The 16,420-nt window shown below is 46.3% G+C and carries 14 protein-coding genes; 4 read left to right on the top strand and 10 right to left on the bottom strand.

Annotation, left to right across the window (positions count from 1 at the left end; all coding sequences use genetic code 11):
- Window positions 1-209: 209 nt before the first annotated feature.
- The 4 genes from KNQ02_RS05720 to KNQ02_RS15795 are packed head-to-tail and all read right to left on the bottom strand — an operon-like array spanning window position 210 to window position 6,329.
- Entirely contained in the window at window positions 210-1,469 is a 1,260-nt protein-coding gene (locus KNQ02_RS05720; RefSeq protein WP_214807480.1) for a glycosyltransferase, read from the bottom strand.
- Window positions 1,466-2,671 carry a glycosyltransferase family 4 protein gene (locus KNQ02_RS05715; protein ID WP_251135058.1) on the bottom strand — a complete coding sequence of 402 codons (1,206 nt, stop codon included), beginning with the start codon at window positions 2,669-2,671 and terminating at the stop codon, window positions 1,466-1,468. The genes KNQ02_RS05720 and KNQ02_RS05715 overlap by 4 nt, the downstream gene beginning before the upstream one ends.
- Before the next feature lie 8 nt (window positions 2,672-2,679).
- Window positions 2,680-3,687 carry a class I SAM-dependent methyltransferase gene (locus KNQ02_RS05710; protein ID WP_214765438.1) on the bottom strand — a complete coding sequence of 336 codons (1,008 nt, stop codon included), beginning with the start codon at window positions 3,685-3,687 and terminating at the stop codon, window positions 2,680-2,682.
- Window positions 3,684-6,329 (bottom strand): glycosyltransferase, encoded by a 2,646-nt coding sequence (locus tag KNQ02_RS15795; RefSeq protein ID WP_214807478.1) that lies wholly within the window; start codon window positions 6,327-6,329, stop codon window positions 3,684-3,686. Before KNQ02_RS15795 ends, KNQ02_RS05710 begins: the two co-directional genes overlap by 4 nt.
- Before the next feature lie 283 nt (window positions 6,330-6,612).
- Between KNQ02_RS15795 and KNQ02_RS05700 the strand changes: the two genes are divergently transcribed.
- The gene (locus tag KNQ02_RS05700) at window positions 6,613-6,774 is read left to right on the top strand and encodes a hypothetical protein (RefSeq protein WP_167331095.1); all 162 of its coding nucleotides are present in this window, start codon (window positions 6,613-6,615) and stop codon (window positions 6,772-6,774) included.
- 105 nt (window positions 6,775-6,879) lie between these two features.
- Here KNQ02_RS05700 and KNQ02_RS05695 read toward each other — a convergent pair whose 3' ends face one another.
- Complete coding sequence (locus KNQ02_RS05695) at window positions 6,880-7,872, bottom strand: NADP-dependent oxidoreductase (RefSeq protein ID WP_214765442.1); 993 nt, start codon at window positions 7,870-7,872, stop codon at window positions 6,880-6,882.
- 155 nt (window positions 7,873-8,027) lie between these two features.
- On the opposite strand from KNQ02_RS05695, the gene KNQ02_RS05690 reads away from it, so the two are divergent.
- Complete coding sequence (locus tag KNQ02_RS05690; RefSeq protein WP_251131923.1) at window positions 8,028-9,131, top strand: PTS sugar transporter subunit IIC; 1,104 nt, start codon at window positions 8,028-8,030, stop codon at window positions 9,129-9,131.
- A 54-nt stretch (window positions 9,132-9,185) separates the two neighbouring features.
- Here KNQ02_RS05690 and KNQ02_RS05685 read toward each other — a convergent pair whose 3' ends face one another.
- The 3 genes from KNQ02_RS05685 to KNQ02_RS05675 form a co-directional block, all read right to left on the bottom strand.
- On the bottom strand, window positions 9,186-9,812 hold the full coding sequence (locus KNQ02_RS05685) for an HAD family hydrolase (RefSeq protein ID WP_214765444.1): 627 nt from the start codon (window positions 9,810-9,812) through the stop codon (window positions 9,186-9,188).
- A gap of 12 nt (window positions 9,813-9,824) precedes the next feature.
- Window positions 9,825-10,391 carry a DedA family protein gene (locus tag KNQ02_RS05680; protein WP_214807475.1) on the bottom strand — a complete coding sequence of 189 codons (567 nt, stop codon included), beginning with the start codon at window positions 10,389-10,391 and terminating at the stop codon, window positions 9,825-9,827.
- Window positions 10,392-10,530: 139 nt separating this feature from the next.
- Entirely contained in the window at window positions 10,531-10,965 is a 435-nt protein-coding gene (locus KNQ02_RS05675) for a YkvA family protein (RefSeq protein ID WP_088836537.1), read from the bottom strand.
- A gap of 162 nt (window positions 10,966-11,127) precedes the next feature.
- On the opposite strand from KNQ02_RS05675, the gene KNQ02_RS05670 reads away from it, so the two are divergent.
- Both KNQ02_RS05670 and KNQ02_RS05665 read left to right on the top strand, forming a co-directional pair.
- Complete coding sequence (locus tag KNQ02_RS05670; RefSeq protein ID WP_088836536.1) at window positions 11,128-11,868, top strand: SDR family NAD(P)-dependent oxidoreductase; 741 nt, start codon at window positions 11,128-11,130, stop codon at window positions 11,866-11,868.
- 525 nt (window positions 11,869-12,393) lie between these two features.
- Window positions 12,394-13,587 (top strand): murein hydrolase activator EnvC family protein, encoded by a 1,194-nt coding sequence (locus KNQ02_RS05665; protein WP_251135035.1) that lies wholly within the window; start codon window positions 12,394-12,396, stop codon window positions 13,585-13,587.
- Between the two features lie 70 nt (window positions 13,588-13,657).
- Here the strand turns inward: KNQ02_RS05665 and KNQ02_RS05660 are convergent, their stop codons facing one another.
- Window positions 13,658-15,307, bottom strand: coding sequence for a methyl-accepting chemotaxis protein (locus KNQ02_RS05660; protein ID WP_088836534.1), 1,650 nt, complete (start codon window positions 15,305-15,307; stop codon window positions 13,658-13,660).
- On the bottom strand, window positions 15,304-16,281 hold the full coding sequence (locus KNQ02_RS05655) for a BMP family lipoprotein (RefSeq protein WP_088836533.1): 978 nt from the start codon (window positions 16,279-16,281) through the stop codon (window positions 15,304-15,306). Before KNQ02_RS05655 ends, KNQ02_RS05660 begins: the two co-directional genes overlap by 4 nt.
- Window positions 16,282-16,420 lie beyond the last annotated feature (139 nt).

The raw sequence follows: 16,420 nt of genomic DNA, 5'->3' as shown, positions 1-16,420 counted from the left end.
TAGACCATACCGACAATTCCTAGTGTTTCCAATGGTTCTAACCATCTCTTAAACCATTCTTCACAGACCTTACATTCGCCGTATTTTCTGTACTTTACGTAAAGGTTGTAAAGAATCGACGAACACGTTGACGAACCTTGTATGATACCGACCATATCCACATCAAACGTTCTCCATTTGTGTGGTTTCACTTGGTATTAGCTGTAACTTTAATTGACTTCAGGTGCTGTTCCCGCTGAAACAGCCGCATATACCGCTAAGAGATGTTGTTTTTCCTCGTCCCAGTTGTACCGTCTTCTCGCCTCTTCCGCTCGGCTTTTCATCTGATTGCGTAACGAATCATCCGCTATCAAGCGATTGACGGCTTGCGCAATCGACTCCGGCGACTCGACATCGACAATCAAACCGACCTGTTCCGTTTCGACGACCCGGCGAATTTCTGGTAAGTCTGCCGCGACGACCGGGACAAGTGCTGCCATATATTCGAATAATTTATTCGATGAGGCTGAATAATGGTTAAAGCAGACGTTTTGTAAGACTTGGAACCCAATCGTCGCTGCCGCTGTATAACTCGGCAACTGATTTAGTGGTACTTTATCGATGAAATAAATCCGCTCACGCGCTGAAGATTCCGCGGCTAAGCGTTGCAAATGTGTTTTGATTTTACCATCGCCAACAAATAATAAAGTTCCGTTCGTCACGGATGGCATCGCCTCAATCAATCGTTCCAGTCCGCGCCCTTCTTGAATCCCGCCTTGATAAAGCAAAATCGGTTCCGCACGGTCGAGACCGAGTTCTGTGTGCAGCGAACGTGCCGCCGGGATCGTTTCCTGATAAAACGGATAATTATGAAGAACCGTCGGCCGGCTTCCGTACAGTTGCTGGTGATAATCCGCTCTTGTATCATTTTCGACCATCGTCCAATCAACGAAACGCAACAGGATACGCTCAAGGATTCCTTGTCCCTTTCCGTATCCTGTCCGGTCGGTTTGCACTTCGTGTGAATCATAGACGACTTTTGCCTGACGTTTTGCTAAAATCGCTTGCGGTAACGTATTTAAATCATTGGCGTGCATGACATCGTATTGACGCTGTCTTGCGGCGCGCGTCATCCGGATGATGCCAAAGCTGTTATAAAGCGCATAGCGTAAAAAGCGGCTTTTTTGTAACAGATAGAGCATGAGCAAGACGGGAATCAACCACGGAATCAGTACCAACACTCCGATAGCCGCGACTAGCGTAACCGGTGGCCGTTTCCGAAAACGCGACAGCACACCGGCAAGTGGTGGTGTGCGATCAATCCGAAGAATGTGGAAACCTGCTGGATGCTGCTCGATTTTCGGTAACGTTCCGTCATTTAAACAGTACAAGTCGACCTGATACGCAGCATCAGCAAGGGCGGTACATTCCCTTAACACACGGGCATCGTTCGTAAAAGTGTTCCAAACAAACATTCCGACACGTTTCATCCCTTCACCTCCACTGTCTGTTGACAAGTTTGACGAATCGCTTCAAACAGTCGCTCTTCATTTTGTTCCCAGTCAAAATGTGTTTGGACGTAGGAGACGCCAGAGCGTCCCATCAATGCCCGTTCTTCCGGATTGTTTGCGAGATGACGAATCTGCCGGACGATCTCGTCCCGGCTGCGGTCACGCGATACGACACCAGCACCCGATGCTTCAATCACTTTTGCGGCATGTCCGGAAACAGCGCCGACGATGGCACATCCCATCGCCATATAATCGATGATTTTCCCTGGTGTGACCGTGTCAAATGCCGTGCTCTCGACAAGCGTCGCAAAGGCGATGTCACTTTTAGCGAGCTGTTTCAATGCGTCCCAACGCGGCATCGCGTTCATGAAGTGGATGTTCGTCAGTTTCCGCTCCGCAATCAACTTCTCGAATTTTTCCTTATGGTATCCGTAACCAACGACATGGAATTCAATGTTTCTGTCGACCATCAACCGTTCCGCCACATCAAGTAATAAAAAGACATCTTGCGCCAGTCCGATGTTTCCCGTGTAGACAACGCGGACCTGTTCCGAGACATGACGCCGTTTAATCAACCACTCATTTTCTTCAATCGAATTCGGAATGTAGTGAATACGCGATGCGTCAATCCCCTTCTGTTCGATATAGGACCGAAACCCTTCGCTGTTGATGACGATTTGATCCGCTTGATGATACATCCATTTTTCAAGCCAGTACAATGGTCTCAATAACAGGCGTGATTTCGTGATGCCGACACCGACGAGTGATTCCGGCCATAAATCACGGACATCTAAAATTAGCGGTGCCTGTTTGACATGTTTCGCGACGACACCGACCAGTCCCATAAAAATCGAAGGTGTTGTCGCATAGATATATTCGTACTGTTTTGGATCTTGCCGCACTTCTTTGATCGCTAAGAAAAACTGTTCGATGAAGAGGTGGAGTCGTTTCCACAAATTAGTCGTCGCCCGGACATCGCGTGGTTGAATCCGTGTGATGTGCGCGGCGTCAAGCGTCGGTTCGTCCCAAAACATCGCATCCGTATAGAGTTCCGCCGTCGGATAAAGCGGCTCCGACGTCAAGACATGGACGTCACTGCCCCGTTGTTCCATCCGTTTAAAAATATTTTTCATCCGATTCGCAGCACTTCCGATTTCCGGATAGAAGTTTTGACAAATCATCAACACGTTCATCGACGCCTTGCCTGTCTTCGTGATAGTTTTCGTCTGAGCTTCCAGTAACGGACGATGACTTTTCCTAATTTTGAATTTGCGAGTGACCGGTATTTTGATTTCCATGCTTCATTCGCCTCCAGCACTTCCATGTTCGAAACGAGTGCCTCCTCGTAACGTTTGAGCACTAACGTATATTGGTGCGCAAGTTGTTCCAGCTGTTGATTCATCTCGCTTACTTGGTGTTCCAGTTTCACCTGTTCATTCGATTGTTCCACCATCCGCAATTCAATTTCCGCTACGTGTTGCACTTTTTGTTCCAGCCGCTTGTTGACTTGTTTTAGACGGATGACTTCCGCTAGGTGCATCCGCTCGACAGTCTCAAACGAATTTTCGAGCCAGTCGACTTCTTCTGCAGACAACATCCGGGCCGGTTGTACATCTTCTTGAACGACAAGCGTCACGCCAAGCCACTTATCGAACCGTTCGATTTTTTCAATCGTGCCATAAGGTGTTACTTGTTCGACAAGTCGTTTCAAATAATAGGTCCGCTTATGATCGGCATAATCATTAACGCCGAACGGAACGGTCACGACAAGACGTCCACCTGGTTTGACGAGTGTATATGCCTGCTGAATCACCCGTTCCGGTTCACCGATGTGCTCGAGTACTTCCGTCATCAAAACCGTATCGAATTGCCGGTTTGCTGAAAAAGACATGATGTTCGCTTCACTGAACATGACGACGGATTGGACAGATGCCGCTTCTTCTTTTAACGCAGACGTTGCTTCAGCGATTGCTTCCGGAGAGACGTCGATTCCTGTGACACGTTTCCCTTCGCGTCCGAGTAAAATCGGGACGAGTCCCCCTGAGCACCCGACATCAAGGATGTCTTCTCCCTTCGCCTCACGTACTATCCAGTGGATGCGCGCCCGGACCTTTTTTCCGAACGCGACCCCTAACTGGTCATAATAGGCGGCGCGGACTTGATCCTTTGGTCGTTTCATTCCTGCTGTGCTCGTCATGCCGTGACCTCCTCTAATAACAATTCTTGAATCGCATCCGTCTTACCCGCATCCGCTAATTCAACAAACTGTCGGACTAACGGTGCCGTTAGTTGAATCGGTTCGTAAAACTCGACAATCGTCCGTAATAAGGCAACACTTGGTCCAAAGTCCTTATCGCTGCATTGGCGCAGCTTGACCAAATACCAGTGTTCGAAGAAATGCTCAAAACGTTTCGTCTTGTATTGGTCGAGCACACCATATTTTGCAAACTTCTCTGCTCGTGCCCGTTCACGGAGGACACTGCGCTCAAAGAAGCGGACCGTCAACGAGTTAACCGTCGAGCCGGCGACTGCCGCGTAATAATAATGCACGACGCGGTTCACAAGCAGAACACGCTCCGCCTGTAACATCATCTCTTGGAAAAATAACGAGTCTTGACCGACGGCTCCGACGACCTGTTCCAGCTGATGTTTGACGAGGAAATCGCGCTTGACGACCAATGCTTGAATGCTTTGCACGGCAAAACGATGTTCAAGCAGATAGGCACGGGGGTCTTCACAAACGGTTCGTCCCTTTTTCCGAATCGTCGGCAAGGCGATGATGCTCGTCTTCTCCGCTAACTTTTTCATATGACCGACTGCAAAATCGAGCGTCGGATTTTGATCAAGCTCATCTAACAACTCCGCATAACGGTCACTGAGCACTTCATTGTCCGGATCTAAAAAGGCCACCCGGTCGGCACGCGCCAGTTCGACACCTTTGTTACGAGGACGTGATGCACTTCCGCTCCCGCCTGTTTCAAAGAAGTAAGTCGTCACGTTCCCGTGTCGCCGTCCAATTCGTTCGACGGCTTGAATCGTCCCGAAATCCGTCGACCCGTCGTCGACAAGCACGATTTCCGTTTCGTCAAAACGATTCATCCGCTTCAAGCTCGCAAAACACTTATACATCAAATGAGGGCCGTTGTTATAAATCGGCACGACGACTGACAAGACCGGCGCAAGGAGCGGCTTCGTTTGATACTGTTCATTCCACTCGAAGCGATCCAGCATGAGCGTCCGTCCGGATAACGTTCCGCTGACAAACTGTTCAAACGGGACATGCTCCCGCCAGACCATCGCTCCGGTATCTGCGCCTGACGTCTCAAAGACTTCATAAGCGGCTTGTCCGCTGAGCGATTTCCGGACGATATCGGCATCGGCAAACTTAAAGCCGTTGCGTAAATCTTCGAGGTAATATTCCCCGTACGACTCGCCGCCGTCGAGCAGGGCAACAAGATCGGCTTTTCCATATTCCCTTTCCGTCAACTCGGACAGGTGACAAATAGCATCCGCTTCAATCGATTGCTTGGCAATCTGCTGTTCAAGAGCCGGTGTCGGATTGCGTAAGACGACGAGCAGGCGACGCGCCGGTTGTTGTTGATTGAGTTTCAACATCCGCGCCAATTGATCGACCCGGTCAAACACCGTGTGACTCGACATGACGGAACGAATTCCTTCAGCACGCAATCGCTCAATGTCTTCTTCAGATGTCCGTTCGACGATTGCTTTGATTTCCTGTTGATCGTGAACTGTAAATACGTTTGGAAACAGATTGTTGACGGCGATACTATAATTCGAAATGATTAGATTCCCAAGTGCCTGCGATTCAAAAATCCGGCGCGCACACATCGTTTTACTGTATTTGATGCTATTGAGATTCAACACCCAGTCGTAACATTTGCTCACCTGCTGAAGCGCATCATACGGAATCGCAGGTGCAACCCGTTTGACGTACCGGTCCGGGAAATGATAGTCCGGTAAGCCGAGGTGATAGTTGCGGTCGACGATATCAAGCTGATGCGATGAGCTCATCACCCCATCGAACAGCACTTCCGTATCCTTGACACGTTCTGGATACTTCGCCATCCAGCTCCCGGCGAACAACACATGATTTTTCCGGCTTCGGGTCGCGCCAAGCGGATTATGGATCAGCGGATTCACACCGAACGAGACCGCTTCAATCCGGTCATGGCCACAAAGCACTTGATATTCCGGAAGCATCGCTTCGTCCGATGTCAGCACATAATCGGCTTGTTTTGCCAGCTCACTGAAACGGTCGAAGTTACTCGGGTCTTCCGTTGACTGGAAGACGACCGGAATCCCTTGCTGTTTCACCTCTCGCATCATCTGGAGGAGTAATGTTCTTTTTTTCGATTTCGGTGTCGCGACCCCTTTCCAGTCACCCCCCTGCAAGCCTTTCCATGACGTGATGACTAAAAAGAGATCGATTTTACGACTAAAGACATCCTCAAACGTGTCTGCATTCACATAATGGAGATGGAACGCATCTTGATAATAGGCATGCATGAACTCGGAACAGACGACAGCTACTTCAAGCGGTCGCGGCTCATAGTAACGTGACTGACTCCGAAGCGGAATCGATTGGTAGTCAATCGTATCGAGTAATTGTTGATTACTCTCTTCTTGATAGCGCTTCGTTTTTGTTTCAACCGGCTTGTTTGACGGACGAATCGTCTTAGCCGTTCCCAACGATCCTAACCGTTGTAATGTCTCGAACGCAGTCGAACTCGCTGCTGGTTCCGTCTTCAATCGCTGTTGTTCAGCACGGACCCAACTTAGCTGTTGCGTTACTTTTCTTTTCCACTGTTGTCCATTCACGTTCAAAACACCCTTCCTGCTTGATCTCTTTTCAGTCTACGAGAGCAGTTCAAAGGGCACTTAAATCCCTTGCAAGGTTTTTGTAAAGAGTTGATGAATGTTCTCCAGTATTTCCTTACATTCCAGTTGAGAAGATGACTGATTGGCATGGACTGTAGTTTGTTCGTGACTTACTTTTGAATAATTAGGCAATAAAATATGATGAGCACTTCATTAGTTTCAGAATCAGATAGACGGGTAAATCTTAAGAAGATTCGAAAAAGAGAAAGGAATGAATTTTACCATGAATGAAAAAAAAGAGAATTTACCAAATGAACAGGCAGACGTCGGTCTTCACCCAGATCCTGAACCGGCTGAAACATCAGACCCCGGCATCAAGCCTGCTGAGACACAACACCCCGATCCAGATTTAGAAGAATTGAAAGACGATCAAAAAAAATCATGATCGACGTTACACGTCGTACCTAAAAAAAGAAGCGTCGGACGATTCAATTACGAATCGTCCGACGCTTCTTTTAGATAGTACGTTTTTACATACAAAGTCTACACTTTACAGTTTCACGAGTAACTTTCCTGTGTTCGAACCATCGAACAGACCTAGGAATGCATCCGGAACGTTATCGAAACCTTCAAAAATCGTTTCTTCATATTTCAATTCACCGGCACTGACCCATTTCCCTAACTGTTCTGCCGCTTCCTTGAAACGTTTTCCATAATCCCCGACTAAGAAGCCTTGCATCCGTGCCCGTGAAGCAATCAATTTTGATTGTACGCGAGGTCCGATGTTCTCTTTTTCATTATATCCAGAAATCGCGCCACAGACCGGAATACGGGCAAACGGATTCAAACGGTCAATGACCGCGTCCCCAATCTCGCCTCCGACATTCTCAAAATAAACATCGACCCCACTCGGACATGCGCGGTCGAGCGCTTCGCCGACGTCTTCCGTTTTGTAGTTGATGACTTCATCAAAACCAAGTTGCTCTTTTAGGTAGGTCGTCTTTTCATCGCTTCCCGCGATTCCAACGACACGAGCACCTTTGATTTTGGCGATTTGACCGACGATTGATCCGACAGCCCCGGCCGCAGCCGACACGACAACCGTTTCACCTGGCTGCGGGTTACCGATATCCAGTAAACCAAAGTAAGCCGTCATCCCTGTCATACCGAGTACGCCGAGAGCTGTCGATACAGGTGCGAGCGACGCATCAATTTTCCGAACAGTTTTTGCATCGACAACAAGTTTCGTTGCCCAGTCGAGCATTCCGACGACGATATCCCCTTCTTTAAGAGCATCACTACGTGACTCGATGACTTTCGCGACGACACCCCCTTGAACCGGTGCGTCCAGTTCAAATGGTTGCGAGTATGAACGTGCATCATTCATCCGCCCGCGCATGTATGGATCAACTGAAATGTAGAGTGTCTCGAGCAAGACTTGTCCCGCGTCTGGTGCGTTTAGTTCGATTGATTCATACCGAAACGTTTCACGCGTCGGACGTCCTTCAGGTCTTTCTGCTAAAACGATTTGTTGTTCTGCCATTTCATTCATCCTCTCTAATATCTTTTACTCTTTTACTCTATCAGTCCTTTTCACGGAGTGCGAACAGAATGCACTCATCAATTCACAGAAAATTCCTATTTCTTCTTGACGTGTTCTTTCCTGTCGCGTAAGATAAAAAACAATTCATAGCTTTTATGCTGTTATGCACAAAAGCATTACATAAGGAGTGTATTCCCATCGAATCTTCTACAACACGAATCAATCGTCAGTTCGGTATCCATGTACTGAACGGACTCAGTATCGGAATTTTAGTTGCACTAATCCCAGGTGCTCTGCTCGGCGAACTCGCCAAAGCATTATTACCTTACTTCGCGCCCGCTCAACACATCATCGACTCGACTACGATTGCGATGCGCTTGCTACCGATGGTCATCGGTGTTGCCGTCGCCATGCAATTCAAGACGACTCCAATCGAAACCGCCTCGATTGGTCTAGCGACCGTCGTCGGTTCAGGTGTCGCAACACGGACGGAAACAGCCGGTTTTTTATTCGTCGGTACGGGTGATGTCATCAACGCAGGTGTAACAGCTGCCATCGCAACCGCACTTGTCTTATGGATTGGAAATCGTTTTAAAACCTACACTGTTCTCGTCATGCCGACGTTGATCATTGTCGGTGCAGGTGGGATCGGCGTCCTTACATATCCGTTCGTCACTAAAATCACTGCGGCGATCGGTCAAATGATCACTCAGTTCACTGTTCTGCAACCAATCTTGATGGGCGTCCTGTTAGCGGTCACGTTTTCTGTTTTGATTGTCTCTCCCCTATCGACCGTCGGGATTGCGACAGCCATCAGCCTCTCCGGCATTGCAGCAGGCGCTGCGAACCTCGGTGTCTGTGCAGCTGGATTCGGTCTTGCAATCGCAGGCTGGAAGGCAAATTCTCGCGGAACGTCGATTGCGCATTTTTTAGGATCACCGAAAATTCAGATGGCAAACTTCATTCGAAATCCCATCATGATCGTTCCCGTCATGTGTAGTGCCGCTGTTCTCGGCGGGTTAGCCGGGATTTTAGGGATTCAAGGAACACCGTTTAGCGCCGGCTTCGGTATGTCCGGGTTGATCGGTCCAATCAATGCTTTGCATTTGATGGCAGGTGGATGGACATGGGCAAATGGACTGCTCGTCTTCGGATTATTCATTTTACTCCCGATTGTCCTCTGCTTATCCTTCCATCAGTTATTCCGTCGCTTCCGCCCCTGGACGAACCAGGAAGACTACCGACTCGATTTTGAATAATTAAAAGAAGCGGATTGCCGGTACCGGCAATCCGCTTCTTTTAATTATCATACTTTAAACAAACTTTAAGACATCTAACGGTTGTTCAAGCTGGTGGTCTGCGAGTTCCCATTCATCCATCGTCCCGAAACCGAACCGGCAAATCGCAACCGGCATGTCTGCAATTCGTGCTGCTTCGATATCAGACGACCGGTCACCGACCATCAAGTACTCGACGTCTCCAAACTCTGCTCGATGTGCCGCTAAAATATCAGCTTTTTGTTTTCCGTTCACTGAACCTAAACATTTCGGACTCGTGAAAAACGGTCGGATGGCTTGACTGTCGAGGACAAGATTCATGTAGTGGACCCCGCAATTGCTTGCCGTCGAGACAATATGTCCTTGTTCCGTCAAGGTGCGGAGTAAATCCCGGACTCCTTCAAACAACACCTCTTGATCCTTCATTGTCTGTTCTAAATGATGATGACGCTTTTGGCGAATCAACCGAATGTCTTCTTCTGACGCATCCGGAATCGCCTTTTCCCAAAACGCACTTCCCGCCAGTCCGTAACTTGCCCGGACGCGGTCTTTTGATGGTTTTTCAAGATGCGGCATGTCTGCCATCGCAAGATGAATCGCCTCTGTCATCTGATTTGTCGAGTCGATCAATGTCCCATCAATATCAAATAAAATAACTGCCATGAAAACACTCCTCTATTTTTTTAGCATTCTCTTTTTTCTAACATATAGGTAAACCCCGAGAAGAAGCAATAGCCCGACAATCCACGGAGTATACTGGTGAAAATCATGATGTCGTCCATTCATACCATGCCCGAGCTTTTTTCCACCCCAGATGAAAAACGCTGACCACACAAAAAAGGACACCGTCGTTGCGAGCGTGAACGTTAAACGAGAAACACCTGTCAGACCTGCTCCAACCGCAAAGCCCATGCGCCACATCGGTGACAAGAGTAAAATAAATCGTCCGCGCGCCTCCATTTGCTGTTGAAATTGAACCATTCTCGTTTCAGAAATCCGAAACAATTTAAAAACGCGTCCAAGTAGCCGCTCACTTCCGAGTTGACCGATCGTAAAGAAGATGTTCTGGCTAACGACGAAACTGAAGACGGCGACAAGTAACATCAAGACAATATTTGATTGTGCCGTATGCACCAAGTAACCCGCATAGGCGAGCGGGACTTCACTTGGTAAAAACGGAAACATTAATGTCACCATAATCCCTAGATACCCATAGGACTCCATCCATGCATGCCAGGCCATCACATACCTCCTCTTCTCCGTTCGTTTCCTCTTCCCAGTGTAACGAACTTTACGAGTAGCGTACAGAAAACAACTTTTTTCCATTATAAAAGCCTGACACTGAATCAATCAGTGTCAGGCTCAACAATTCGTCTATGTTTCAGTAGGCATCTTCACTTTGGATAGGTTGCGTTCGTGCTTTTTGTTGCTCATCCTGCCAATCACTATATCGCGTCAACTCTTCAAAAATCGTTTTCGTGACGAACAGAATAATCGCGACATCATCTGCGAACCCAAAACCAAGAATAAAATCTGGAATCAAGTCGATTGGTGAAACCAGATAAATCAACGCACCGATTACTTTTAGAATTGTTGTCCGGCGGATATTTCGGTATTCTCCTGATTGATACGAACGTACCATATCAATGAATAAGCGAACCGGCGAAAAGACAAGTGACAGACTTGAATTTTTTTGAATTGAATTGTTCGCTCGTTTTAAAATCGATTTTGTTTTTTTCGGACGATCGATATAGTCCTTTGCTTCTTCCGCATATTGATCTTGTTGTTGTTTTAATTTCTCATTCGATAAATCCATCCGTAAATCCCCCATTCGACGATTTAATGTCTTTAACGTTAATACTATTCCCTCTACACTTGATTGATAATCCTCAACCGTACTTGAAACGTTAGGTTTTAATCAATCCGATTCAGGCTATTCCATTTAGAAGGAAAGTTGCAAAGAAGAGGAGTGAAAGACATGGATTTAGTCAATCAAACGGTCATTATTACTGGTGCTGCAAACGGGATTGGTGCAACGCTTGCTAAAACATATGCAAATGAAGGTGCCGTCGTCATTTTAGCAGATATTGATCAAATGACGGGTGAAGTCATTGCTCAAGAAATCGAAGAAGCTGGTGGAACGGCTTACTTTTACCGGTTGGACGTTCAAGACGAACATGATGTCAACTTACTCATCGAAAAAGCATTAGAACATACAGGTAAAATCGACATCATCATCAATAACGCCGGCATCATCATTCGAAAACCCCTTCTTGAACTCACGCTCGAAGAATGGGACCGCGTCAACCATACGAACTTACGCAGTATCTTTTTGACAACAAAGGCAGCTGCACCACATCTAAAACACGGTGGTCGAATCGTTAACTTGGCTTCGACTCGTGCCTATATGTCGGAGCCTGATACAGAATCGTATGCCGCAACAAAAGGTGGAATCGTCGCTTTGACACATGCTCTTGCCGTTTCGTTAGGTCCCAAAGGCGTTCTCGTCAATGCAATCGCACCAGGGTGGATCGAGACCGGGAATTATCATGAACTTTCCCCGGAGGATCATTCGCAACACCCGTCTGGACGCGTCGGTAAGCCAGAAGATGTCGCTCGTGCCGCCCTGTTCTTAACGAACCCCGAAAATGATTTCTTGACGGGAGAGACACTTGTCCTTGATGGTGGGATGACGCGAAAAATGATCTATGAAGAATGAGTACCGATCGACTGATTGAAAACCATGCGACTACAAGGGTGGGAGTTATTGCATTCTCCCCTCTTGTTTCACGTGACTCCTTCAGGAAAAAGTCCCAACGTATCTTGTCTTGCCGAGCAAAGCGCTTAAAAAAGTAATTCCTTTTTTTGTGTCTGACCATTTAGTCCAAAACTAATTTAAATAACCAAATCATTCATATATCAAACCACTTTTTAATAATGAATATAAAATATTACAAAAACATATCAATGGTCTTTTATTGAATTTTATCTTTCTATCACGTCTACCATTCCTTTTTTACCGCTTTATACCAGTCTTTTCATTGTCTTCTTTACGATACTTATCAATTATTTTCATAAAAAGTACATCCTTTCTATCATTATTTTCCTTATTATTTTAAATAAACTGTAACGTCCCTCCGTAAAAATTGTTGTTAGAGTAGTACAAGTATCACTCAACAACAAGGAAGGACTGATCGATTCACTTATGAAAAAATCTTTCATGCACTCAATGGGAATTTCCCTGATGACACTCACACTTCTCACAACACCATTCGTTACATCCGTAGGTGCTGCGACTTCATATAAAGACAAACAACAACAAAACGAACAAAAACAATCAAAACAAAAAGAAGCACTCGACGAAAACAATCAACAATTATCGAAAGCCCAAGAGAAAGTTTACGCGATTGACCAACAAATCAATGGATTGACGCTTCAAGTCGTCGAAAATGAACAAAAAATTGATCGAAATGAACGTCAGTTAACGAAACTTAAACAAAAGATTACAGCTTTACAGAAGAAAATCAAAAAACAAGAAAAAATGCTCGGCGATCGGCTGGCAGTTCGACAAGCTAAATCTGATAAAGATCCATTGCTCGAAGCTGTCTTCGGTGCAGAAGACATTGGTGATATGATCAGTCGCTTCAACGCATTCAATACGATTGCCGAAAGTGATGCTTCATTATTAAAAGATTACGAAACGAGTAAACAAGAGTTGGCAGAAGCAAAACAAGAACTTGAAGATACACGTACCGCACTCATCCATGACCGGAAAGTTCTAAAAAAGAAGCAACACGAGTTGAATGCTGAAAAGGACAAACGAACAGCCTTATTAAAACGCTTGAAGAAACAAAAGCGTTCAATCGAATCAAACATCTTAAGTCTAAAAGAGGCCGCTGCTCAACTTAAGGCACAAGAAGCGGCAGCCAAAGCCGCTGCTCTCGCAGCTAAAAAACAAGCAGCCGCGCAATCGGCGCAACCTGCTTCAATCAATAAAGCAAGTACGAAAGTTATCTCAAATGCAACCGGAAAATTCATCAAACCTGCGAACGGTTCCATTTCACAAGGTATGGGTGCCGCGAGCGGAAATAATGGCTATGCTTATCATAACGGGACCGATTTCGCTGGACCGGTCAATTCTGCAATCGTCGCATCAGCTGCTGGAACTGTCATTCAAGCAAGCTCCGGTGGTCCGTATGGTAATCATGTCTATATCGCACACAACATCGGTGGTAAGACATATACGACTGTTTATGCGCATATGAATGCCTTGACAGTTAAACAAGGACAACAAGTCAAGCAAGGCCAACAAATCGGAAAACTCGGTAGTACGGGGAATTCAACCGGTCCCCATCTTCACTTCGAGATTCATGAAGGTGGCTACCAATATAATGCGAACGGACGGACAAACGAACTAAACCCAGAAAGTTTCTTTTAAAATGAATAAGCCCCGACACGTCGATTGATGTGTCGGGGCTTATTTTTTATATTGAGAACATGAGAGGTCATTAAATTTTAAATTGATTTGTTTGTTGATCAAGTGATGTTGTTGTCGTCTCGAGCTCTAACATCAATTGATGAATTTGCTCGAACGAAGCTTGTTGATCACGCATCGAAGCTGCGACCTCTTGATTCCCTGCCGCTAACTCTTCCATTACGCCACTAACCGAACTGACCTGATTGACGACATCATTCGCTTGTTCTTTCGAGCGGACAAGCTGTGATGTCACGTAATTGAGCGTTTCAGTGACATCGGCTACATTTTTCCGCGTCTCTTCGAATGCCGATTTGACTTGAGCAAAGTTTGCGACCTGATTCTCTTGTTCTTTTTCAGAACGCAACAATGCTTCTTGCAAGACAGCACCATCTTGGCGAATCGAACGTACGAGTGAGAAGATTGATCGTGTCGCTTGGTGCGTCTCGTCCGCAAGTTTTTTCACTTCGCTTGCGACGACGGCAAAGCCACGTCCTGCTTCTCCGGCTCTTGCCGCTTCAATCGCTGCATTCAAGGATAAGAGGTTTGTCTGCGCCGAGACACCTGAAACAAGTTCTGCCATTTTTTCGATTTGTTGTGTCTGTTCAAGGAAACCTTCTAGCTGACGTCCAAGTTCGCGGTTTTGAACCGTCGACGCAGCGAGTGAGGCTGTTTGTTCTTCCATGACCGAAGCACTCTGCCCCATCGTCGTGTCTGCGACTTGACCTTGGCTTAATGCAAGCTGAGCCCGACGTTCACTTTGGTCGAATGAGGAGCTCATGTCTGTAATCGTACTGACCGTCGTCTGTAAATCATCCGATACTGTCTGTGTTCCGCTCGCCATCTCATTGATCGCATGCGTCATATTACCAGACACTTCGACGATGTTCGCATTTTCAGACGTTGCCTGTTCACTCATTTGACTGATTGTATTCGAAGTATGACTAATCGTCCCAATCACACCATGTAACGTTTGTTGCATTTGCGCAATCGCTGACTCGAGACGACCGATTTCATCTGCTCGTCCTGACGTCTCCAGTTGCTCCGATAAATCACCAGCCGAAATTTGCTCCGCTGTTTTAACGACACGGCTGATTGGACGCGTAATGCTCCGTGCGAAATACCAATTATATAGTGCTAACGCAATCAATAAAACAAACGTTGCGATTAACACAGTCCGTGTCAAATTGACGGTCTGGTCCTTCGCTTCTTGTTGCAGTACATCATAAAACTCACCGTTTTTTGTATGTAGTGTATACAAATCACTTAGTACACCCTCGATTCGGGCAGCATATGATCGGATTTCAATCGGGTTACGCCCCTCGACCAAATCATTTCGTTCAGCTGATAACGCAGTATATTTTGCTTCCGCCCGGTCCATTTCCGTTTTAAATGCATCAATTAAATACGTTTTTTCAAGCAACTGTAGCGCCTTCTCGTTCTTTTGACTTAAAGCGAGTACTTGCTCGACTTGACTGTCAGACGGTTGAGTTGCAAGACGGTTCCATGCGGCTTGTTCGTACAGTAGTTTTGTTTCAAGTTCCGAGATTTCGACAAGCTGTTTTCCATAATCTTCGTTGTACGATTGAATTTGCCGGAGTTCAACCAACGTCCATCCCATCAAGGCAACGACACTGATGATCGTCACGAGTGTCGAAATTAAAAAGCGTGTCCGTAACGTCATTGTACGTCAACCTTCCCTTCTAATACATCTTGTTTCAGTTGCTCAAGTTGCTTTAAATCTTTCTCTGAAAACGTTACATTTCGAATCGGGGCTAGTTGAATCGCACCTTCTTTGACACCGAGCACGATTTGACCCGACTGTAACCCTTTTTCTTTTACCGTATCGCCAATCGTCGTGATCGCGAGATCGACTTGTTTTAACATCGAGGTCATGACGGCGTCAGGCGCAATTGCCGTCTGATCACTATCGACACCAATCGCTTTATTGCCTTTTGCTTGCGCTGCTTCGAGGACACCACTGCCCGTCAAACCAGCTGCGGCAAATAACACATCTGCTTGTTGTTTCATTTGATCGTTCGCAATCGTCCGTCCTTTTTCGGGTGCTGCAAAGTCTTCTGCATAATCGACTAAAACTTTGATGTCCGGATTGACGGCTTTTGCTCCTGCCGTGTATCCTTTTTCAAACTTTTCGATTAAAGGCGACTTCATTCCTCCAACAAACCCAATCGTCTCATTTTCCGATTGAAGCGCAGCAGCAGCTCCTGCAAGATAACTGCCTTCATCTTCTTTAAATGTAACCGATAAGACATTTGGTAGTTCTGATACGGCATCAATCAACGCAAATTGTTGCAATGGATAACGTTTCGCGACTTCTTCTAATTCCGCTTGTCCCATAAAACCTAATCCGACGACGACGGTCGGCTTCTCTTTTGCCAACGTATCAAACGCCACTTTATATGTTTTCGTTTCCCCTAGTTCACGATAATCAATGAACCAATCTTCTTTTTCACGTAGTAAGGCCATCCCACTCATCGCGGCATCACTAAACGATTGATCACCAAGACCGACATCTGATAAGACAACCGCCATTTTTTGACGTTCCTTCACTGCTTGATCTGGATCGTCGATGATACTTCCACAACCTGCTAAACTGATCGTCGTCGCAAGCATTGCTAGTTTCCAGTGTTTCAACATCTCTACACTTCCTTCCAACGTTCTACATCTGATTATCGGAAGTGATGTCTGACTTCTTAATAGCTAGATTAAATTCAGAATTTTCCTGACAACAAAAAAACACGCCCCTCCTAACATAGGAAAGACGTGTCTGATGATG

Source organism: Exiguobacterium sp. s102, assembly GCF_018618635.1.
Classification (GTDB): domain Bacteria; phylum Bacillota; class Bacilli; order Exiguobacteriales; family Exiguobacteriaceae; genus Exiguobacterium_A; species Exiguobacterium_A oxidotolerans.
Note: the sequence above shows the minus strand (reverse complement) of the source record. Positions and strands in the feature narration are given on the sequence as shown.